This window comes from Rhodanobacter aciditrophus, from assembly GCF_042679525.1.
Classification (GTDB): domain Bacteria; phylum Pseudomonadota; class Gammaproteobacteria; order Pseudomonadales; family Marinomonadaceae; genus Marinomonas; species Marinomonas aciditrophus.
This window is the reverse complement of sequence record NZ_JBHTMN010000012.1, coordinates 141,287-163,103: the sequence shown is the minus strand read 5'-3', so window position 1 is coordinate 163,103 and position 21,817 is coordinate 141,287. Positions and strand designations below refer to the sequence as shown.

Here is a 21,817-nt window from a genome sequence, read left to right as displayed (position 1 = left end):
GGGGTATCTATTTACTCACCTTTAGGGGTGACTACTTGACGACCACGGTAAAAACCGTCTGCAGAAACGTGGTGACGACGGTGAAGTTCGCCAGTAGTTTGTTCTACAGAAAGTGCTGCGCTAGTCAAAGCATCGTGTGAACGGCGCTGGCCGCGACGTGAACGAGTCACTTTACTTTTTTGTACTGCCATTTTGGAGCTCCTAATTTTTCTTGGCTTTCAACGAAGCCAATATACTAAATGGATTCGGTTTATTTTCGTCATCCGGTGCGTCATCGGTAGACGATGCATACTTTAGAGCTACTGGGTTGCAACCACTTTCAGCGTGATAGGCAACAATGGGTAGCGCAAGAAGCAATTCCTGCTCAACCATCTCAGCGAGAACGACCTCACCATCGGTCATGACAACGGGATCATAGTCGCCAGGAAGATTTTTCGCATGATCTTCGTCATAGACAAAACCAATTGAAAGATCGACCTCCAGCTCAATTGGCGCAGGTTCTAAGCATCGTTGACACTCAAGTTGAACCGTTGACTTAATTGAACCAGTCGCAATGTAGCGCCTATCTTCATCCACTCTAAAGTCTAGATGAACGAACGCATCCCCCTCATCTGACGCTAAAGCAGCGCACAACTCAGGAAACTGTTTGAGCAGTAAACGCCCCTCTATCGATACCTCTTGGGCAGCGTATTTACGAGGGTCAAAGTATTTGGGTAATGTGTCATTCAACATGGCGGGGAATAATATTGCCAAGTCCCCATGTTGTCAAAGATTACTGAGGCGTAATTGGCATTTTTTACGTAATATTTCACTAGCAAACCACATTTACGGTTTTTTTCACCAAATCAAAGCACTAGACAGGCCATATGACACACAAATTAGTCCTAGCATCCTCATCAACTTACCGTGCCGCCTTACTCAAAAGACTGGGGTTAGAGTTTCAATGCACCGCCCCCAACATTGATGAGACCAGTCTGCACAATGAAGGCATAGACGATTACATTGAAAGACTCTCTGTCGCGAAAGCCAAAGCAGTCGCCGTGACACTGAAGGAGCCATCTATCATCATCGCCTCTGACCAAAGCGCAACGTTTGAAGAAAACATCATCGGCAAACCCCATACCCGACAAAATGCCATAGAGCAGCTAAGTGCATTTAGCGGCAAATCGGTCACATTTAAAACTGGCGTCTGTGTCTTTAACACCCTCACATCTGAATACGAATATGAGCGGGTAGATTACTCCGTTACGTTTAGAGACCTCACCCTTGAGGACATTGCTAATTACGTGGACAAAGACTCCCCTCTTGATTGCGCCGGCAGCTTCAAATCCGAAAAACTCGGCATCGCACTCTTCTCGTCCATGTCTGGTGATGACCCTACAGCACTAGAAGGCTTACCCTTAATCACCACATGTAAACTGTTAAGAAATCAAGGTATCGACCCCCTATCAATTTAAAATAACCACAAATAAAAAAGCGGCGCATAATTAGCGCCGCTTTCGGTTCGGTTGTTCGATTATTTATGCCATCAATACCAACGGGTTAATACACGCTCAAATGAAGCTGATAACTGCACGCCAAACTCTTTGGCTAGCTTTTCCCAAGGCTCCTGATAAGGCGAATAATAATGAGGCGTTAACCCCCTAAACTCTGAGCTCAATAATTGCTGAGCATAGCCAAAACGATCGGCGAGCCCCAAATTCACCGCCTGGGCACCCGTATAAACCATACCGGAAAAGATTTCAGGATCATCCGTCAATCGATCGCCACGCCCTGCTTTCACAGCAGCTATAAATTGGGCATGAGTTTCGTCTAGCACCGCTTGCCAGCTTTCTATTGCATGGTCACTCATAGGTGAAAAAGGATCTAAGAAAGCCTTATTTTCGCCAGCAGTAAAGATACGACGTTTTACACCAATCTTTTCAATCAATTCACTGGCTTCAAAACCTCCTGAAACCACACCGATAGAACCCACTAAACTGGCCTTATCAACAACAATTTGATCTGCCGCAGAAGCAATGTAATACCCACCGGACGCTGCCATATCTTCCACAACCACAATAACAGGAACATCAGGTCGAGCGGCCCGGTAAGACATGATGGCGTCATGCAGAATCCCCGCGTGAACAGGGCTGCCACCTGGACTGTTCATTTCAATGAGTACAGCCTGGGTAGTACTGTTTTCATAGGCATCATCCAGCAAAGCAACAAAGTCATTTGCGTCTACTTCCGCGCCGGCCCCAATAGCACCCTGCATAGGGATAACTGCCACTGAAGGCGCCACATCCACATCATCAAAATCCGCTGTATAAAAATAGGTACCAATAAGCCCAATAAACACAAATAAATAAACAAACCTAAAAAACAGCTTCCAGCGGCGAGCTCGGCGCTTTTCTGTGGTTTGAGATAATAAAACTTCTTTTAGTGCCCCTATCAACTGCTCGTTTTCAGAAGCATCCTTTGATCTGTCTTCCTTAACTTTAGGGGTTGTTGTCGTATCTTCTTGCTTTAGATCTTCATCTTCTGTCCATGCCATGAAATCACCAATCCAACTGTGTTTTAAGTGAAAGTAAATTTGAAACAACCATCAAGGGGTTGTGAGCCACTAAGCGTTCTGGATGATGAGCACCATAATCAACCCCCACAGAGGAAACACCCGCAAGGGAAGCCATTTCCAGATCGTATTCCGTGTCGCCAATCATTAGAGCATGCTCAGGCAAAACCTCTAACTCTGCCAATATTTCTTTGATCATAAGTGGATCGGGTTTAGATAAGGTTTCATCTGCACAACGTGTGGCACCAAAAAAACGTCCTGTATTAGTATGTCCCATTACTCGATCAAGCCCACGGCGGGTTTTACCCGTTGCGACCGCCATTTGCACACCTTGTTCTTTAAGCCATTCCAAAAACTCTATCGCACCCCCATAAGCTTCTGGAGGCGTTTGATCCGATGCAACATAATGACTCTTGTAGAACATCTGTATTTGCTGTTTTGTTTCTTGGGACTCATTCGGCCAGATAACGTCCACAGCCACATCCAGAGACAACCCTATGATATTTTTGACATCATCAGGGGCACGTGGTTCGGCACCCGCCTCTTGACCCGCACGCAACATGGCCTCACAAATACGAGTAAGGGAGTTATAAAGGGTGCCATCCCAATCAAAGATTACCAGCTTTATCATATTGAACTCTTAAGAAATTGTTACGCTGAGTGTACCATACGCAAAATTTTATAAATGAGGACGTAACTGTGAGCTACTCTTTTGAAGAACTTACTTTAGGGCTATCTGCCAGCATTGAGAAAACGGTAACGGAAGACGACGTACATACGTTTGCAGCCGTCACTGGAGACAACAATCCCGTTCACCTTGATGCAGAATTTGCTGCCACAACCAGTTTTGAGAAACCCATTGCCCACGGCATGCTAACTGCGGGATTCATCTCTGCCGCAATCGGCACCAAACTACCAGGACCTGGCTGCATTTATCTAGAGCAGTCGTTGAAATTCCGCGCACCGGTTTACATTGGCGCCACAGTCACAACCACAGTGATCGTGACTGAGTTAAACGAACGTCGCCGCCGAGCCACCATCGAAACCATCTGTACGGTAGAAGGCAAAAAAGTCGTCACTGGCGAAGCAACCATCATGCTTCCATAAACTATCTGCAATATACAAAAAAGGGGCCTAGGCCCCTTTTTAATAATTCAAAAAACTTAATACTTAGTCGGCAAGGCGTCCATCGCCTCTTTCCAGCCCTCTTCTAAAGGGGCTTCAAGAACCAGTTTTTTACCTTCGTGCATTAGCTCCAATTTAGCCGCATGCAAACATAAGCGCTTGAAACCTAGTTGCTTTGCAATTTGATTGGCATCATTTGGTGTGTACTTATCATCTCCAACAATCGGGTACCCAGCAAACTGAGTATGCACCCGGATTTGATGAGTTCGCCCAGTCACTGGCTCACACTCTATCAAGGTGTATCCATCAAAAGGACGCAGCACTTTAAAACGCGTTAAAGACTCCTTGCCATCCGTATGAACCTTTACAACCCGTTCGCCAGATTTGAGTTCGTTTTTAAGTAATGGAGCATTAACCTGTAACTTACGCTTTGGCCAACTACCAACAACAAGCGCTTGGTAAGTTTTCTGCACACCCTCTTTTTCTCTTAACGCCTCATGTAAAGCCCTAAGCACACTACGCTTCTTTGCAATCATTATTAGGCCTGACGTATCTCTATCAAGTCGATGAACAAGCTCAACGAGCTTCTCATCAGGCCTCATTTGCCTAACAACTTCAACCAACCCAAAGCTCAAGCCACTTCCGCCATGGACTGCAAGGCCAGAAGGTTTATCGACCACTAACAACCCTTTGTCTTCAAAAACAATGCGGCGCTCGATTTCCTTTTTTAGGCCATCTGGTACTGTCGGCTTATCCGAAACAGGCGCTAACACAATTGGCGCAATACGTATGACGTCCCCCACCGACAATCGATAATCAGGCTTGATACGCTTCTTATTGGCACGAATCTCGCCCTTACGAAGCAAATTATAGATCTTCCCTTTTGGCACCCCTTTTAACAGAGTCATTAAATAATTATCGACCCGTTGACCATCATGACTTTCATCAATGGTTTCAAATCGTACTTGGGGACGCTCTATAGAAGCTTTATTTTCGCTTACAGCCAAAAGAATGGTTTCCTATGTAATTGAAGCACTTAGATTTTACTGTTATATTCAAATCCGCAGAGGGTAAGAGGCAACAAAACGCCTCGAAGAATCAATTGTAACGAATGAGAAGCCATTACCAAAGCGACACTTTGGATCTTTCTTACCTCTAGCAACAAGATATTTTTTTATAATAAACCGCATGAGCCAGTCAGTCTGTTCATGGGTGTAATAGTTTATCAATGAATGCGCTTTCAAGATCCTCACCATTTATGTTGATCGGTATTTGAAAACACAAGTTCAATACAGAAACGCTCTCCTGTAATTCCAACTTATCGGTTAGGTTTAGAGCTTATATATGTGCTTGATTTTTGTTCGCGCAATCAGAAAAATCTTTATACCTCATGAGGTTAGAACACACTGACTCATATAGAAGAGTCACACTATAATGATTAGAATGCTAATTAACGCAACTCAACAAGAAGAGTTGCGCGTTGCACTGGTAGACGGGCAGCGTCTTTACGATCTTGATATCGAATCAGGTTCTCGCGAACAGAAAAAAGCCAATATCTATAAAGGCAAAATCACTCGCATCGAACCCAGCCTAGAAGCAGCCTTCGTCGACTACGGCGCTGAGCGACACGGCTTCCTCCCTCTTAAAGAAATCTCCAAGACCTACTTCTCTAAAAAAACCAACTCTGACGGCCGCATCAACATCAAAGACGTGTTGACTGAAGGCCAAGAGGTCATTGTTCAAGTTGATAAAGAAGAACGTGGTAACAAGGGTGCCGCCCTAACCACTTTTGTCAGCTTAGCGGGTCGTTACCTTGTATTAATGCCAAACAATCCTCGTGCCGGTGGCATCTCCCGCCGTATTGATGGTGATGACCGCACACAACTTAAAGAAGCTATGTCTGGTCTAGAAGTTCCAGACAACGGCGGTTTAATCGTACGCACAGCAGGTGTCGGTCGTTCCACAGAAGAATTACAGTGGGACCTTGATTACCTGCAAACTCTATGGAGCTCCATTACTAAAGCTGCTGCAGAACGCCCTGCGCCCTTCTTGATTTATCAAGAGAGTAATATCGTTATCCGTGCAATTCGTGATTATCTTCGTGAAGACATTGGCGAAGTACTGATCGATGAAAAGAGTGTCTACCAAGATGCGATGAACTTCGTCATGCAGGTGATGCCACACTTCAAAAACCGCATCAAGCTATACACTGACTCCACACCGTTGTTTAACCGCTTCCAGATCGAAACACAGATCGAAACAGCATTCCAACGTGAAGTTCGCCTACCATCTGGTGGCTCCATCGTTATCGACCCTACGGAAGCATTGGTTTCCATCGACATCAACTCCGCTCGCGCAACAAAAGGCGGTGATATCGAAGAAACTGCACTACAAACAAACCTAGAAGCAGCGGATGAAATCGCACGCCAACTTCGCCTCCGTGACATTGGCGGCCTTGTGGTGATCGACTTCATCGACATGACGCCGGTTCGCAACCAAAAAGAGGTTGAGAACCGCATGAAAAATGCACTCGAAGCTGATCGCGCCCGAGTACAAATCGGCCGCATTTCTCGTTTCGGCTTATTAGAAATGTCTCGTCAGCGCCTGCGCCCTTCTCTTGGAGAAACAAGCGGCATTGTATGTCCACGCTGTAACGGCCAAGGCTTTATCCGAGACGTTGAATCCCTAGCCCTTTCTGTTCTTCGTTTAATCGAAGAAGAATGTGCTAAAGAGCGCACTGCTCAAATCCGCGCAATCTTGCCAGTATCTGTAGCGACCTTCCTACTAAATGAGAAGCGCGCCAACATTGCCAAAATTGAAAAACGCAACGATGTTCAAGTGATCCTAGTGCCTAACCCACACATGGAAACACCTCACTTCCACGTTGAGCGTATTCGCGATGACAACTCTGTGATCTCTCAAGATGACAGCAGCTACACCTTAGTCGAAACACCAGAGCAGCCAGATTACGAGCCTCGCCAAGCCCATGAGCATGCTCGCCCTCAAGCGGCTGTAACAAGCATTGCTCCAGCTTCTCCTGCACCAGCTCCAACGGCGCCTGCAGCCAAAAAAGAGCCAGCTAAAGCAGGACTCTTTAGTCGAATTATCAAAGCATTGTTTGGTTCTTCAGAAGAAACAACCCCAAGCAAAGCTACAGCACAAACTAAGACAAGCTCAGGCAAGTCTGATAAGAAACCTCATTCTGAAACCAAAAAACCGTCTCAGAATAACCGTAATCGTCGTAATGCTAAGCATCAAAACAAAGATAACGAGCAAAATAACGACCAACAAAAGCCTAAGTCCACACGTCAATCTCGTCGTGCGCAAGCTGAAGCAAAGAACACCCCAAGCGAAAACAAAGGCAACAGCCGCAACAATAATCGCAATAAGGACAACCGCGAAGAGCAAAAGGCCAATAAGGACAACACTCCTGCGGTGAAACAACGCCGTTCAGAGCCAGAATTGCAAGAGCGTAAGCGTGAGCGCAACGACAACAAACGTCGTAATGGTAAACTCAAAGAAGAAGTTGAACTGAATCAAGCGCAACAGCAACAAGCTGAAACTCAGGCAAAAGCAGCTGAGGAAGCCAGCAAACAAGCCACGTCAGAGCAATCTAAAGAAGCAAATAATGACGGCGCGCCTGCAGAACGCAAACCACGTCGCTCTCGTCGTTCACGCCGCCCACAAAAAGACGAATCAAATACGTCTCAGGTAGAGGTGAAAGAAGAGAACACAACTCAAGAATCGGAAGGCAAGGTTAACGCCCAGCAACAAAACAGCGAATCATCTGATAAGCCAACCTCTTCTAAACCTGAAGTGAAAGCTGAAAAAACGGATGCACAAGCCAAAGCTGAGCAACCAGCTCAAGAAACTGAGGCCAACAAAGCATCCGAAAATGCTTCAAAAGAGTCTTCTGACAAGCCTGCAAAACCGAAAATGACCGCCAAAGCAGGTATGAGCAAAGCTGAGATCAAAGCAGAAGAACAGACCGAAGCAGTCACTTCTGTAGCTGAAGAACCTAAAGTCGAAGAGCCTAAAGCTGAAGAACCTAAAGCTGAAGAACCTAAAGCTGAAGAACCTAAAGCTGAAGAACCTAAAGCCGAAGAGCCTAAAGTCGAAGAACCTAAAGCTGAAGAACCCAAAGCTGAAGAGCCTAAAGCTGAAGAACCTAAAGCTGAAGAACCTAAAGCTGAAGAACCTAAAGCTGAAGAACCTAAAGCTGAAGAGCCTAAGGCTGAAGAACCTAAGGCTGAAGAACCTAAGGCTGAAGAACCTAAAGCCGAAGAGCCAAAAGCTGAAGCACCTAAGGCTGAAGAACCTAAAGTCGAAGAGCCTAAAGCTGAAGAAACGAAAGCCGAAGAAACTAAGGCTGACGAAAGTAAAGCCACCCAATCAGGCAAGAAGATTCGTCAACCTCGTCAAGTACGCGGTCGCTCAAAAGCTAAGCCTGCAGCAGACGACAAGGCTCCTATCGAACTGCCTCAAGCACTTCTTGAGCAGCAAGAAAAAGCCAAGCAAGAGCTTCAAGCTAAACGAGAACAAGCTGCTCAAGAGCGCCGTAAGCGCCGAAGCGGACGCGTTCAAAATGATCCACGCATCAGTCGCGATGACTCTGCAGCGGAAACTGAATCAGCTGAATAACTATCAGCTCCATAAAAAACCGCCTAATGGCGGTTTTTTTATGGGTAGATTTTTAATCGAGTATTTAGCAAAGAATCTCGACCATCAATCAAAGACCCGCTAGAACACTAGAACTTAACTTAGATGACCTGACTCTTAACCTGAGCGGCCAGCCCTAGCTCCTCCAGCCAGTGAGATAAAGCTTCCAATTGCGCTTGGTTACCATTGCTTTGCACCATCAGACCACTGTTTTCAGCCTGACTTACGAGTAAATTATTCGCCTCATTATAAGACGTCACTCGGACAACCTGAGCCGCAACCCCTACACTAGGCTCTAAAATACTGACCGCTTCACCCAGATACTGCTCAAAATACGCTCTAACCAAAGGGTAATGAGTGCAAGCAAGCACCAAGGTATCAGAACGATGATCTAATACCTGAGCACAAATACGCTGCACCTCAAGATTCACTTCAACTTGAGAAGTTGGCATATGATCAATTAAAAAGGCTAAAGTCGCGCTGGAAAGAATTTCTACGTCAGCATCTTGTCGCCAGGCATTAATTAAGTCATTGAGTCTTGAACTGGCTGCTGTAACAGGGGTAGAGAGCACACTCACGCTTTTCTTACGTGTATAAGAGCAGGCAGGCTTTACCGCAGGCTCAACCCCCACTACAGGGATCTGAATACTGGAACGCAAATGATGAATACTGACCACAGTAGCTGTATTACAGGCCACTACCATGGCATGACAGCCTTGCTGGAGGAAATACTCACCAATTCTGACAAGTCGCTCCGCGATTTCAGGGGCAGTTAAATTACCATAGGGTGCATATTTCTGATCGGCAAAATAAAGAATTTCAGCCGAGGGCATGGCACCGGTAATGGCCTTAAGTATCGTTAAGCCCCCCACACCAGAGTCCATAACCCCCACTTTAATCGTCACGCCTTTCTCCAAGCAATACTGGCTCACGCTCTAAGATCACACCAAAGCACTCATAAATAGAGTGTTTAATATTCTGCTCAAGCAACAACAAGCCGTCAGCCACCACATCAGAATAATTCACCAGCACTAACGCTTGCTTATCATAAACCCCAACACCACCTTGGCGAACCCCCTTCCAACCCGCCTTATCATTCATCCAGCCAGCCGCAAGCTTCCATTGCTCACCAAAAGGAAAAGAAACCAAATCGGGGAATTTCTGCTTTAATGCACTGTGCTTTACATCATTAACGACAGGATTTTTGAAAAAGCTACCCGCATTACCTAGCGAATTCGGGTCTGGGAGCTTTTCACTGCGCACCTTACATACTTGGTTAAAAACATCCCTAATGGAGGAATCACTGGTAAGCACCGCATTTAACCCACCATAGTTCAGGATTAATTTAGGAACACGAGTGAGGTTGAGAGTGACAGAAACAATGACGTAGCGATCCTGCCAATCATGCTTAAAGTGTGACTCACGATAACCAAAACCACACTCAGCCGCCGGCAATTGCTTGATTTCAAGCACTTCTCGATCAAGCACCGTAACCTGTTTAATGACATCTTTAATCTCTACCCCATAAGCACCAATATTCTGCACGGGGGCTGCACCCGCGGTACCAGGAATCAAAGCAAGATTTTCAATGCCACCGTAGCCATTTTCCACAGCCCATTGAACGCACTCGTGCCAAATTTCACCGGCCCCAAACGAGACTTCTACCCTCTCATTTGAAGCACAAACCTCCTCAATACCACTGATACGATTGACGATAACCAAGCCTTGGAGGTTTCCTTGGAGTAAGATATTACTACCACCACCTAAAATCTGAACAGCATATTGCTTAGCTTTTGCCCAAACTAATACAGATTTGAGGTGATCAATGGTGTTCACCTCTACCAGATAGTCGGCGTAGTAATCAAAACCAAATGTGTTATAAGCCTTGAGGCTGATTTTCGCTTTTATGTCGAAAGGTAGATCTTGGCTCATTGGGCGCTCAAGTGTTCAACAAAATCCTTTGATATTTCCAGCAGATGCTCACGCATACGCTGAAACCCTTCATCACCATCATAGTAAGGGTCATCCACTTCCCCGTAATGGCGATCTGCAGCGAAACTGCCAAACATGACCACCTTAGCTGTATGATTCTTAGGGGCAAGCCGTTTCAGATTGGCATAATTCTGAGCATCCATAGCAAGAATCCAATCAAACTCATCGAAATCGGATTTGGTGACTTGTCGGGCACGTTGACTAGAGATATCGATACCAATATCACTTAATGCGCGTTGGGAGCGAGGATCAGGGGCTTTACCAATATGGTAAGCAGCAGTGCCCGCGGATGCCACTGATAAGGTAAGCCCTCGCTGTGAGGCCATAGCTTCAAGAATGCCTTGAGCGGCAGGGGAACGGCATATATTGCCCAAACAGACTGTTAAAACTTTCACTAGTTTTTGCCGTTTTCCAGACGCTCGTCTGCATTCAAGGTGCGAGCTTCTGACTCCAGCAACACAGGGATACCATCTCGAACTGGATAAGCCATACCCCCTACTTTACTAATCAACTCGTCGCCCTCTGGACTCAATGTCAAAGGCGCCTTAGTAACAGGACACACAAGTACGTCTAACAAGGCCTTATTCATAACTTTTCTCACTTAATATGTGTTCGATCTTTTTCGTAAATTCTGTAGTAAATGACTCAGGAAGCTCAAGGTCCACAGTCACATACCACCAATCGTCTAACGACGTTGCAAACGGCTCAATCTTCACCGCATCTTTTTCCGTCATTATTATTTTACGATCCTTAGGAAGGTCGTCTAACTGATATTCATGGTGATCTGGAAAAAACAAGGTTTGCGTTCCGCGGGCTAAGCCACACGCTTCAAGAGAAGAAACAAAACGCTCCGGATTGCCAATCCCTGCCAAAACCAGCCAATCTAGGTCCTTTTGCAAGGCATCTAAAGGCATAGTGTGCCCCTGATTGAGGGATACTAAGGAAGCAATTTCAAGCTTTCCTTCATGGACAACACCTAGTCCATTGTTAGCCCCAGAAATAGCACCAATAGAAAAACAAAAATCCACACTGGCCAGTCGGCTGGACGGCTCACGCAAGGGTCCCACTGGCAAAAGAGCACCATTTCCCAATTGACGCTTAGCATCAATCATGGCAATTTCCACATCACGACCCATTTGGTAATGCTGTAGACCATCATCGCTAATGATCACATCAACCTGACGAGATGACTCCAAAGCTTTCACTGCCTCGACCCGATTAGCACATACGGCAACTGGGCATTGGGCACGGCGGTGAAGCATTAAAGGCTCATCTCCCACCTCTTTTGCGGCAGAATTAGCCGTTACCAATACAACACCCTGACCTTCTCGCTTATGACCTCGGCTAACAATACCTGGCCGCAAGCCCATATTTTTAATATGTTGAGCCAAAGCGATTACCATGGGGGACTTTCCCGTCCCCCCGACAGTAATATTTCCAACGATGACTACCGGGATACTGGCTTGGTAACTGGCCTCTGGATGGCGAAGAAATTTGCGTCGTTTACCATAAATAACAGGAGCAGAAATCAACAATAATGGCGCTAGCGCCCAAGTCCACCCCAGTTTTTTATACCAAGAACGAGTAATGTGTGTCTCTAAACTCACTGAACAGGCTCTTTTTGTGCTGTGTGAGCAAGCTTGGTGATTCCGAGCTGAGCCGCTGCATCATATACCCGCATAACCAGCTCATAAGGCGCATTAGCATCTGCTGTAATAATAAGAGGACGCTCCAACTGGCCTCCAAAGGTTTCCGTTAAACCTTGAACTAATGTGGTCACACGCTCATTAATCAGGGTTTGACCATTAATTGTAAACTGACCATCCTGAGTAATCACAACCTCTACAGGCTGCTGTGACTGCAGTGAAGGGGCATCCGTAGATGCGGTTGGCAGGTCAATGGTTAATTCTGTTGTTTGCTTAAAAGTGGTACTCACCATGAAGAAGATCAGCAATAAAAACACCACATCAATAAGAGGAGTTAAATTGATCTGAACATCTTCTAATTTCTGTCGACGAAATTTCACACTACCACCCCGTTAGTCGTTGCCACCATCAGCATTCAATACATCGATAAGTTTGGTAGATTGTTGTTCCATGTTAACCACCAACTCATCGATGCGACGACTAAAATAACGATGAAAAACTAACGCTGGAATGGCGACAGCTAAGCCTGCTGCGGTAGTCAATAACGCTTCAGAAATACCTCCCGCCAACAGCTGAGTATTTCCTGCACCTTCCTCCATGAGCACATTAAAGACCTTGATCATGCCTACAACGGTACCCAGCAAACCAAGTAATGGTGCTATGGCTGCTATCGTACCCAAAGTACTCATAAAGCGCTCAAGCTCGTGAATAACGTGATTGGCCGCTTCTTGGATACTCTCTTTCATCGCACGACGCCCGTGTTTAGAATTCAGCAAACCTGAGGCAAAAATAAAACTCAATCCAGATTGAGCCTGCATAGTGCGAATATAATCCAAAGTCATTCGATCATCTCGAAGACGGGCCATAACATCGGACAACAGGGCCTTGGGGGCGACCCGTTTACTGCGTAAGGTCCAAAAACGTTCAAGAATAATGGCTAAAGCCAAAATTGAGCATAAGAGAAGTGGCCACATAAAAATGCCGCCTGATTTAAAAAACTCTAACACCGGGACCTCCTGTTCAAACTGAGCTTAATTTAACACACTCTCCAAAGTTTCTGCATGCTCACAACCATCAGTTTTCAAAAGATTTAATACCTGAAAGCAGCTTGCCGCCTGTACGGTATATTTTGCGTCACTATAACGTATCGTAAAACGCTCATTCGTGGGTATTTCAAGAGTTTTAACAGATAAAGCTTGCAGTAATGTGATCGAGTCTTGTCCTTGTGGCACCACCACAAGGCGCCACTGGTCCGAAATAATTTGTTGAGCGGATTCAATTGATTGAATAGCCAACACATTAGGGGCTATCACCATCACCTCCCCTCGCTCCATAATAGCCCGATTTGGCCATAGAGCTGTTAGCGCACCCCGGTCAGTACCGATAACCAAGGACACATCATCCTCTCCAACCCGCCAAAACAACAACACAAATGCGCCAATCAATAACACACCGCCGCGTAGTAAAGGCAGGTAGAACACCCCCAGAAAGGCTACCAACACAACCAGTAATTTCTGTAGACCATCTACTGGTTGTGTAATCTGGATATCAGGGGACCAAGCCAATCCCCCATAACTCCATTGAAACGCACTGACTAGCAAACTATCTAACCATGGATAGACAAAACTCTTCCCCCAAAGACTGTATTCACCATAGGACAACAAGGCCGCCGGAAACCAAACAGCCGCGACAAAGGGAATCATCACAAGATTCGCCAGCACAGTGATACTACTTATGCTGTTTTGCCAACCCCAAGTTAACAGCACAGCAAACAGCGACAGTAAGCACTGAACAATTAAAAACTTACCCTTTTCAGGCGTTCTGCCAGCCAACCAAATTAATAACAGCACAAAACCAAATGACAACCAAAAAGAGGCATCTAAAGCTCTTCCAGGCCACTGCAACAACATCAACCATGCACACATCGCTAATACAAGAGCAGAAGGAAATGCTCTATATGTGGCACGAATCCCCAGAAACACAAACGCCATTAAAGACGCTCTAATCGCCGGCTCCCCTGAGCCACTCCATAAGGTATAGGCGAGACATGCAGGAACAGCCAAGACAAACTCTAACCATCGCCGACCAACAGGAAAACGCTTCCAGCCACTGGGTAAAAACAGCAATCCATACCAAAGCAACTTCACCGCCCAAATGGCTAGGAAACACACGAATCCCACATGCAAACCGGAAACTACAAATAAATGCGTCAACCCCAAGTAGTTGATTAACCACTTGTCACGCTCTGACCAAAAAGTTCTGTCCCCTTTTATTAAAGAGAGACTAAAGGCCCAAGAAGAAAACTGAGAGAAATATTGATTAGATTCAGAAAGACTCGGCGAATGGGTAACAGGCGCAAAAGCTATTGCCCCAACATGTTTACCGTAACCATATTGCCCTGCCCACTGGCCAAATCGATCAGGCAACCTAAGGACAATGGATTGCCCATGACCGTTGACCTCTTCTTTTGCACAAGGCTTTGCGTAAAAGCGTTCTTGCCCTTGGAGAATATATACTCGCTCAAGAGCCAGAGGTTGCTCACTGACATAGCAACGGGCATCAGCATACAAAATCCCGGGCACATCATTTGGCTTTGATGAGACAAACCAATCTCGCCAAACATCAGCATGGGTTAAAGCAATTAAGGAAAAACCGATAAAGGTCAGTGTAGACCAATTACCCATTCGCAATTGGTAGAGACATAGCAAAGCGATGTGCGTAGAATACAGCCACCAGAGCGATGGCGGCGTCAAAATTGCGCCGACTAGCACACAAATATTTATAAGCAGCATAGGACCTCCGTGTCCGTGCGCAGCCTAAGTAGTTGTTTATGCCGAAGCGTTTTCTACAAAAATTTATTCCTCATCCTGAGAAACTTAAGCAAAATAAAGCATTAGCCGTGCTTGGCTCTCAGATCTATGAGGCAGAGTTATGGCACCTGACCAGACGGTCCGTTGCTAAGGCATTTTTAAACGGCTTATTTTGGGCAGCTTTACCCATGCCATTTCAAATGGTGGCCGCGGCCCTGCTTGCCATTCCTCTAAGGGCAAATATCCCCTTATCTATCGCTTTAGTATGGGTCACCAACCCACTGACAATGCCAATCGTCTTCTACGCAAACTACCGCGTAGGTAAATGGATCACCGGTGCCGGCATCGATTCAGACTTCCACCTATCTGTAGAATGGATCTGGATGCAGATGGAACACATTTGGCTACCACTGTATGTTGGCTCTATTGTTTCCGGTCTAGCCCTGGGTTTGGCTTCTTATTGCACAGTGCTTATTCTGTGGCGTATGCACGTCATCAAGCGCTGGAAAGAGCGAAAAAAGCGCTAACATAATCATTAGCGCCCTTTCTCTTTTAACTTACTCGCCTAACGCAATACTATTTAACGTCTTTTGACTCAATCGGTATGCTCGATCCATCCATGTAAGCATTTTCTCATCGTGGGTTACGATCAAGAACGCCATCTGCTTTTCGTGCTTCAACTTAACAATTAATTGTTGAATATCTTTAGACGTTGTTTCATCTAGATTACCTGTAGGCTCATCCATCAGCACGCAGACAGGATCGTTTGCCAAGGCTCTAGCAATTGCCACCCGCTGGCGCTCGCCACCAGACAACTGAGCTGGACGGTGCTGCGCCCTATCTGTTAATCCAACATCCGCCAACAAACCAAGAGCCTTTTGCTGCGCCTTAGCGTTCGACACCCCCGCAATAAGCTGAGGCATCATGACATTCTCAAGCGCGGAAAACTCTGGCAACAAATGATGAAACTGATACACGAAACCAACAGTGGAGTTCCGCAGCTTGGACCGCTTAGCATCCTTCATAGACAGCCAATCTTGACCATCAATTTCGACCTTGCCACTTGAAGATCGATCTAAGCCTGCTAATAAATTTAACAAGGTGGTTTTGCCAGAGCCGGAGCTACCAACTATGGCAACGGCTTCCGAGGTATGCAGCTCGAAATTAATATCGTCAAATACAACAATGTCTTTTTTGCCATCACGATAGGTTTTAGAAAGTCCTCGACTCACTAATACTGGATTACTCATAACGTAGCGCCTCCGCTGGCTCGACTTTGGACGCACGCCACGCTGGATAAAGTGTTGCGAGAACCGTCATTACAAACGCACAGCCCACAATGAACCGAACATCACTCCATTCCAATTGGGACGGCAAGTAACTGATAAAATACACATCACCACTCAAAAACTGTATGCCAAGCAACTGTTCAATCCAGGCAATGACATCACTAACGTTTAACGCAGCCGTCACCCCTAAAACCAAACCAATTAAAGTCCCTAATAATCCGATAAAGATTCCTTGCACGACAAACACCGCCATGACCTGACTAGAGGTTAAGCCCATGGTACGAAGAATGGCAATATCAGTCCGCTTATCCGTCACAACCATCACAAGCGTAGAGACAATATTAAATGCAGCCACGGCCACAATCAGCAGCAGCAATAAGCCAATCATGGTTTTTTCCATCTTGATAGCTTGGAATAAATTACCGTGGGTACGCGTCCAGTCACTGACTTTATTTTGACCTGGAACGGCTCTAGCGATGTCCCAAATCAAATCAGGCGCTTTGAACAGATCATCAAATGAGATGCGTAGGGCTTCCACATCATCTTGATCGTAGCGCTTCAGTCGAGCCGCATCCTGTATGTTTATATAGGCAAAACTACTGTCTAATTCCGCTCCCACTTTAAACGTCCCCACTAGAGTAAAACGCTTTAAAGTTGGAGTAATTCCAGCAATCGAAACATTGGCTTTGGGTAGCAAAGCGGTAACTTTATCCCCCATTCGCACGCCTAGCATGCGGGCCAACTGCTCCCCCAAAACAATACCGAACTCCCCTGAACGAAGATCCTCCAAAGAACCACTCGTCATGTGATTTGAGATAATCGACACCTTGTTTTCCAGATCCGGCTGCACCCCATTTAACAAGGCCCCATGAACTCCTCTTGCGGACTGGAACATCACTTGTGCCTGAATATGAGGCGCCACAGCTTTCACCCCAGGCATCTCTGACACCTGATCGACCGTCTCTCGCCAATCAACCAAGGTAGGATTACCCCACAAGGTCGCATGTGGCACCATCCCTAAAATACGCTCACGTAATTCTCGATCAAACCCGTTCATTACAGATAACACTGTAATTAAAACGGCCACACCTAAAGCTATACCTGCAATCGAAGAAAAACTGATAAAAGAAATGAAATGATTTGCCCGCTTCGCCCTAGCGTAACGTAAGCCTATTTTTACGGGTAGTAGATTCATACTCTCTCTTGTTCCTAAAGCAAAAGAAGGGGCCTAAGCCCCTTCTATAAAACAACTTACATTAGGCATCAAAATCGATGCCAATGCGTCGACCTACATCCTCGTAGGCCTCAATCACTCCACCAAGACCTTGGCGGAAGCGATCTTTGTCTAATTTTTCTTTGGTTTGGGCATCCCAAAGACGACAACCATCGGGGGAGAACTCATCACCAAGGAGCACTTCTCCGTTGAACAAGCCGAATTCTAGCTTGTAGTCCACCAAAGTCATGCCACCTTCTGCAAACAAAGCTTTTAGAACATCATTGACTTTGTAGGTCAGCTCTTTTGCTTTGGCCAGATGCGCAGGATCAGCCCAACCGAACGATTCAACGTGAGATTCGTTGATCATAGGATCACCTAAGGCATCGTTTTTAAGGAATAGTTCAAAGGTTGGTGGATTTAGTTCCAAACCTTCTTCAACACCTAGACGACGACATAAACTGCCTGCTGCGACGTTACGCACAACACACTCAATTGGCATCATGTCTAAACGCTTAACAAGAGACTCGTTGTCGCTTAGCAATGCTTCAAAATGTGTTGGGATACCAGCTTCTTGAAGCTTAGTCATGATAAAAGCGTTGAACTTGTTGTTCACCATGCCTTTACGATCCAATTGCTCCACTTTTTTACCATCAAAAGCAGACGTATCATCACGAAACACGAGAACCATTTTATCAGGGTCATCGGTACGAAATACCGATTTTGCCTTACCTGCATATAGCTCTTGTCGTTTTTCCATTGGAGGGTCTCCGGTTAGTACTGTAAGGGGAAAATTATTACTCGAACATTGAAAGTATTCGATATGAAACCAAACGAGGAAATTCAACAGCCGATGTATCGACTTTCAAGAAGTAACCTTCTTGCTGTTTTATAACCTGATATGGGTATGTACGATGGGTCCATTCCACATCATCTAGGTCACGTCGGTACACGTTGAACAACTTCATCTCTTTTGTTGTGCCATCCTGATCACGCATAGGGACGGTTAAAGGAACCACATCACCAACACGGGGCACTTCATCTGAAGGGATCATGGAAAGACTTTTAACACCAGCGTCATCTTCTACTACATAGAAATCCATTTGGGCTGATACAAAGTTGTCTACGGTAGCAGGGTCAAAATTCTTACCTAAGAAGTAAGCATACTCGCCTCTCTGGTTGACCCAAACTGTCGAGCGCGTCAGATCATCTCGACCTTGATCCGAAAGCAATACACTGTCTTCACTGATCTTTTTAGCAACATGATACCATGAGTTCAGAGCCATAGATGTAGGCGCCTGATCATCATTAAGCTCAGCAACTGTTTGTTCACCATCTTTGTGTACCAGTACCTGAAATGCGACATCAGTACCGTTACCTGTTTCAGAAAAGGATGCTTTATATTGATACTTTTCAGGATATAGACGGGTGATAGAAGACCATGTACGGGCCCAGAACCCCTGCTTCTCAAGCTGAATAGGTTTGCTGATTAAAACATCACCCTCGTCAGTCTCGATGGTTTCAGGCTCTTCCTCGGTCGCTAATGTCGCTAAGTAACTCTTAAATAGCGCCTTAGTTCGATTGATGTCTGTGGGAACCGTCATGGTTGCCTGATCCCCTAGCAAGGAGAATGACACATCAGCTAGAGGTTGATACAAGAATGGAGCCCTAGGTGCTTCAAATTCGCCAGAGGCCTCTAAGTCTGCCACATTAGACTCATTAGGAATAACTAAACGGTCTTTAACTGGCTCTGCACCTTCAGGTACAACTAAAGTCTTTTCATTTGACTCTGCGGTTTGATAGTCCAAACCATGATCTTTCACGACACTGGAACAACCTGCTAACACTAAAGCAGAGCAAACAGTGGTCATTACAAATAATTTATTCATGAGTTAGTCCTTAACTCCAGCGTTTTTTAAAGCATCTAGTACACGGGCATGATATTCAGGGGAAAGTTCTGTTAGCGGCAAACGTATGCTTTGCTCACAAAGCCCCATCTTTGCAGCCGCCCACTTCACTGGAATTGGATTTGGTTCAACAAATAGATCTTTATGCAACGGAGAAATCTTAGCATCAATCTCTCGTGCAGCTTCCGCATCACCCTGCAATGCCAGCTCAGCTACTTTTGCCACTTGTTGTGGCGCAATGTTTGCTGTAACTGAGATATTCCCCTTGCCACCCAATAGCATTAAGCCAAGTGCCGTTGGATCATCACCGGAATACACGGCAAATTCAGCGGGTGTTGACTCGATTAACTCTTTTGCCCGAGCCAAGTCACCTGTGGCGTCTTTGATACCAACAATATTAGGAAGTTCAGCTAAACGGATTACCGTTGCGTTAAGCATGTCACAGGCCGTACGACCAGGAACATTATAAAGAATCTGTGGAATGTCAACGGCCTCAGAAATGGCTTTAAAATGTTGATACAAACCCTCTTGGGTTGGACGATTGTAATAAGGAACCACTAAGAGACATGCATCAGCGCCCGCTTCTTTAGCTCGCTGAGTTAGATCAATCGCTTCGTGGGTGGAGTTTGCCCCTGTGCCAGCGATAACGGGCACACGCCCATTGACCTTTTCTACTACCTGACGAATAACATCCGCATGTTCATCATAAGTTAACGTTGCGGATTCACCGGTTGTACCAACCGCGACGATGCCATGGGTGCCAGCCGAAATATGGAACTCGACAAGCTCATCTAGCTTTTGCTTATCAATAGTTCCGTCCAGCTTCATTGGGGTGATAAGCGCGACTAGGCTTCCAGTGATCATTCTTGAATCTCCACATTCATTTAAGCGTGCATATACTACCGCTCACGCTTACCCTATACAACACGACAACAGCCTTAGAATGGAATATTTAGGTTAGTTTACAGATCCAGTAAACTAACACCTTCGTAAATGAATTAGTCTTACTAAAAGTTGAACAATGACACCTGAATGGAGATCACTATGAGCCTTAAGATTGGCGACCAAGCACCAGACTTTGAGTCAAAAGATCAAAACGGTGAAGCCATAAAATTAAGCGACTACCGAGGCAAAAAAATTGTCTTGTATTTCTACCCAAAGGATTCTACACCCGGCTGTACCGCCCAAGCTTGCAACCTGAGGGATAACATAGATCATCTAACTAACGCTGGATACGTAATCCTTGGCATCAGCCCAGACTCAGAAAAGCGCCATCAAAACTTCATCAACAAATACGAACTTCCATTTACCCTCATCTCAGATGAAGACAAGAGCGTTCACGAATTATATGGCACATGGCAGCTTAAAAAGTTCATGGGCAAAGAGTACATGGGAACGGTACGCACCACTTTTATCATTGATGAAGAAGGTAAAATCCAAGACATCATAACAAAAGTCAAAACCAAAGAGCACGCAGCACAGATACTCTAAAACGAAAAAGCCCAGCTGGACCAAGCTGGGCATTTAGGCAAAATCAAATTACTTATCAGCATTTTGTAATAATGGCGGCTCCACATGAGCCCTAGGCCAAGCGTTGATAATCGCTTTCACCAAGGTGGCAAGCGGAATAGCGAAAAACACACCCCAAAACCCCCAAACCCCACCAAAAAACAACACAGCCACAATGATTGCGACAGGATGCAGGTTTACCGCCTCAGAAAATAACAGTGGCACCAGGACATTACCGTCCAAAGCCTGAACCACCACGTATGCTACAAAGACATACCAAAACTCATTAGAACTACCGAACTGATAAAAAGCCACTAAGACCACAGGAATGGTCACTGCTGCCGCACCAATATATGGGATCAGCACAGACAAACCAACCAGAAGTGCAAGCAACGCGGAGTAGCGCAAATCAAAGAACCAAAATACCAGGAAGGAAACAACCCCCACCACCAACATCTCAATGACTTTGCCACGTATATAGTTAGCGATTTGATCATTCATTTCATGGGAAATATTACGAATCATTTTACGCTCTTTTGGCAACCAAGAAGTCATGTAAGCAATGATGCTTTCTTGATCCTTTAATAAAAAGAACATCACCAAAGGCACCAACACCAGATACAGAGCCAAAGAAAACACGGAAGGAATGCTAGAAAGCGAATACGTTACCAGCCATTGTCCCGCACTCCCCAATTCAGCCGCCAACAAATTGACCACTTCATCAACAGCAGCCTGACTCACATAAGCAGAATGCTCAGCGCTCAAAGATTGGACAAAAACCTGAAAATCCCCAAACATGCGCGGCAAATCGTTAACAAAACGAACAGCTTGCTTCCAGATGATCGGCACCATTATGCCAATAAAAGCACCGCAGGCCGTAACAAAGGCTATAAAAACTACCGTGACACTAAGGTTGTGGGACAAGCCAATGCTTTTAAGAAAATTAATAAGCCCCTGCAACAAAAAAGCCAAAACCACGGCAATAAACACAGGTGCTAAAACGCCCCCCCATAGAGCAACGACACCCAACACAAACACCAACAAAAGGATAAAAATCACAACTTCTTCGTTGGACAAGTAACGCTTTAAAAGGTTATCTACAACACGAAACAT

The 21,817-nt window shown here is 45.6% G+C and carries 24 protein-coding genes; 5 read left to right on the top strand and 19 right to left on the bottom strand.

Annotated features, from left to right (window positions below; all coding sequences use genetic code 11):
- Positions 1–11 precede the first annotated feature (11 nt).
- A complete protein-coding gene (gene rpmF, locus ACFQ45_RS11700; protein ID WP_377367878.1) occupies positions 12–191 on the bottom strand; it encodes a 50S ribosomal protein L32 in 180 nt (59 codons plus the stop codon).
- A gap of 10 nt (positions 192–201) precedes the next feature.
- The gene (locus tag ACFQ45_RS11695; RefSeq protein WP_377367876.1) at positions 202–753 is read right to left on the bottom strand and encodes a YceD family protein; all 552 of its coding nucleotides are present in this window, start codon (positions 751–753) and stop codon (positions 202–204) included.
- 113 nt (positions 754–866) lie between these two features.
- Here ACFQ45_RS11695 and ACFQ45_RS11690 point away from each other — a divergent pair, with 113 nt between their 5' ends.
- The gene (locus tag ACFQ45_RS11690) at positions 867–1,457 is read left to right on the top strand and encodes a Maf family protein (protein ID WP_377367874.1); all 591 of its coding nucleotides are present in this window, start codon (positions 867–869) and stop codon (positions 1,455–1,457) included.
- A 71-nt stretch (positions 1,458–1,528) separates the two neighbouring features.
- Here ACFQ45_RS11690 and ACFQ45_RS11685 read toward each other — a convergent pair whose 3' ends face one another.
- Together ACFQ45_RS11685 and ACFQ45_RS11680 are read right to left on the bottom strand one after the other, a co-directional pair.
- Entirely contained in the window at positions 1,529–2,536 is a 1,008-nt protein-coding gene (locus ACFQ45_RS11685; RefSeq protein WP_377367872.1) for a S49 family peptidase, read from the bottom strand.
- A gap of 4 nt (positions 2,537–2,540) precedes the next feature.
- Entirely contained in the window at positions 2,541–3,185 is a 645-nt protein-coding gene (locus ACFQ45_RS11680; protein WP_377367870.1) for an HAD family hydrolase, read from the bottom strand.
- A 68-nt stretch (positions 3,186–3,253) separates the two neighbouring features.
- On the opposite strand from ACFQ45_RS11680, the gene ACFQ45_RS11675 reads away from it, so the two are divergent.
- Complete coding sequence (locus ACFQ45_RS11675; RefSeq protein WP_377367868.1) at positions 3,254–3,661, top strand: MaoC family dehydratase; 408 nt, start codon at positions 3,254–3,256, stop codon at positions 3,659–3,661.
- 56 nt (positions 3,662–3,717) lie between these two features.
- Here the strand turns inward: ACFQ45_RS11675 and rluC are convergent, their stop codons facing one another.
- Positions 3,718–4,686: a 23S rRNA pseudouridine(955/2504/2580) synthase RluC gene (gene rluC / locus ACFQ45_RS11670; RefSeq protein WP_377367866.1), complete on the bottom strand. Its 969-nt coding sequence runs from the start codon at positions 4,684–4,686 to the stop codon at positions 3,718–3,720.
- A gap of 436 nt (positions 4,687–5,122) precedes the next feature.
- Here rluC and rne point away from each other — a divergent pair, with 436 nt between their 5' ends.
- Positions 5,123–8,320 (top strand): ribonuclease E, encoded by a 3,198-nt coding sequence (gene rne, locus ACFQ45_RS11665; protein WP_452600459.1) that lies wholly within the window; start codon positions 5,123–5,125, stop codon positions 8,318–8,320.
- A gap of 119 nt (positions 8,321–8,439) precedes the next feature.
- On the opposite strand, the gene murI is transcribed toward rne, so the two are convergent.
- The 8 genes from murI to ACFQ45_RS11625 are packed head-to-tail and all read right to left on the bottom strand — an operon-like array spanning position 8,440 to position 14,768.
- Positions 8,440–9,243 carry a glutamate racemase gene (murI, locus tag ACFQ45_RS11660; RefSeq protein ID WP_377367862.1) on the bottom strand — a complete coding sequence of 268 codons (804 nt, stop codon included), beginning with the start codon at positions 9,241–9,243 and terminating at the stop codon, positions 8,440–8,442.
- Positions 9,233–10,270 carry a UDP-N-acetylmuramate dehydrogenase gene (gene murB, locus ACFQ45_RS11655; RefSeq protein ID WP_377367860.1) on the bottom strand — a complete coding sequence of 346 codons (1,038 nt, stop codon included), beginning with the start codon at positions 10,268–10,270 and terminating at the stop codon, positions 9,233–9,235. Before murB ends, murI begins: the two co-directional genes overlap by 11 nt.
- A complete protein-coding gene (locus ACFQ45_RS11650) occupies positions 10,267–10,725 on the bottom strand; it encodes a low molecular weight protein-tyrosine-phosphatase (RefSeq protein WP_377367858.1) in 459 nt (152 codons plus the stop codon). The genes murB and ACFQ45_RS11650 overlap by 4 nt, the downstream gene beginning before the upstream one ends.
- Positions 10,725–10,919 carry a Trm112 family protein gene (locus ACFQ45_RS11645; protein ID WP_377367856.1) on the bottom strand — a complete coding sequence of 65 codons (195 nt, stop codon included), beginning with the start codon at positions 10,917–10,919 and terminating at the stop codon, positions 10,725–10,727. Before ACFQ45_RS11645 ends, ACFQ45_RS11650 begins: the two co-directional genes overlap by 1 nt.
- On the bottom strand, positions 10,912–11,937 hold the full coding sequence (gene lpxK, locus ACFQ45_RS11640; RefSeq protein ID WP_377367854.1) for a tetraacyldisaccharide 4'-kinase: 1,026 nt from the start codon (positions 11,935–11,937) through the stop codon (positions 10,912–10,914). Before lpxK ends, ACFQ45_RS11645 begins: the two co-directional genes overlap by 8 nt.
- Positions 11,934–12,356 (bottom strand): ExbD/TolR family protein, encoded by a 423-nt coding sequence (locus ACFQ45_RS11635; protein ID WP_377367852.1) that lies wholly within the window; start codon positions 12,354–12,356, stop codon positions 11,934–11,936. The genes lpxK and ACFQ45_RS11635 overlap by 4 nt, the downstream gene beginning before the upstream one ends.
- Positions 12,357–12,368: 12 nt before the next feature.
- On the bottom strand, positions 12,369–12,950 hold the full coding sequence (locus tag ACFQ45_RS11630) for a MotA/TolQ/ExbB proton channel family protein (RefSeq protein ID WP_377367850.1): 582 nt from the start codon (positions 12,948–12,950) through the stop codon (positions 12,369–12,371).
- 57 nt (positions 12,951–13,007) lie between these two features.
- Positions 13,008–14,768, bottom strand: a complete 1,761-nt coding sequence (locus ACFQ45_RS11625) for a ComEC/Rec2 family competence protein (RefSeq protein ID WP_377367848.1) — start codon at positions 14,766–14,768, stop codon at positions 13,008–13,010.
- A gap of 38 nt (positions 14,769–14,806) precedes the next feature.
- On the opposite strand from ACFQ45_RS11625, the gene ACFQ45_RS11620 reads away from it, so the two are divergent.
- Positions 14,807–15,313 (top strand): DUF2062 domain-containing protein, encoded by a 507-nt coding sequence (locus ACFQ45_RS11620; RefSeq protein WP_377367846.1) that lies wholly within the window; start codon positions 14,807–14,809, stop codon positions 15,311–15,313.
- 30 nt (positions 15,314–15,343) lie between these two features.
- Here the strand turns inward: ACFQ45_RS11620 and ACFQ45_RS11615 are convergent, their stop codons facing one another.
- From ACFQ45_RS11615 to dapA, 5 genes are all read right to left on the bottom strand, one after another.
- Positions 15,344–16,036, bottom strand: coding sequence for an ABC transporter ATP-binding protein (locus tag ACFQ45_RS11615; protein ID WP_377367844.1), 693 nt, complete (start codon positions 16,034–16,036; stop codon positions 15,344–15,346).
- Complete coding sequence (locus tag ACFQ45_RS11610) at positions 16,029–17,270, bottom strand: lipoprotein-releasing ABC transporter permease subunit (RefSeq protein ID WP_377367842.1); 1,242 nt, start codon at positions 17,268–17,270, stop codon at positions 16,029–16,031. Before ACFQ45_RS11610 ends, ACFQ45_RS11615 begins: the two co-directional genes overlap by 8 nt.
- Positions 17,271–17,331: 61 nt before the next feature.
- Positions 17,332–18,048 (bottom strand): phosphoribosylaminoimidazolesuccinocarboxamide synthase, encoded by a 717-nt coding sequence (gene purC, locus ACFQ45_RS11605; protein WP_377367840.1) that lies wholly within the window; start codon positions 18,046–18,048, stop codon positions 17,332–17,334.
- A gap of 37 nt (positions 18,049–18,085) precedes the next feature.
- The gene (locus tag ACFQ45_RS11600) at positions 18,086–19,177 is read right to left on the bottom strand and encodes a hypothetical protein (RefSeq protein WP_377367838.1); all 1,092 of its coding nucleotides are present in this window, start codon (positions 19,175–19,177) and stop codon (positions 18,086–18,088) included.
- A 3-nt stretch (positions 19,178–19,180) separates the two neighbouring features.
- Positions 19,181–20,059 carry a 4-hydroxy-tetrahydrodipicolinate synthase gene (gene dapA / locus ACFQ45_RS11595; RefSeq protein ID WP_377367836.1) on the bottom strand — a complete coding sequence of 293 codons (879 nt, stop codon included), beginning with the start codon at positions 20,057–20,059 and terminating at the stop codon, positions 19,181–19,183.
- A gap of 180 nt (positions 20,060–20,239) precedes the next feature.
- Between dapA and bcp the strand changes: the two genes are divergently transcribed.
- Complete coding sequence (bcp, locus tag ACFQ45_RS11590; RefSeq protein WP_377367834.1) at positions 20,240–20,686, top strand: thioredoxin-dependent thiol peroxidase; 447 nt, start codon at positions 20,240–20,242, stop codon at positions 20,684–20,686.
- Between the two features lie 48 nt (positions 20,687–20,734).
- Here the strand turns inward: bcp and ACFQ45_RS11585 are convergent, their stop codons facing one another.
- Positions 20,735–21,817, bottom strand: a complete 1,083-nt coding sequence (locus tag ACFQ45_RS11585) for an AI-2E family transporter (RefSeq protein ID WP_377367832.1) — start codon at positions 21,815–21,817, stop codon at positions 20,735–20,737.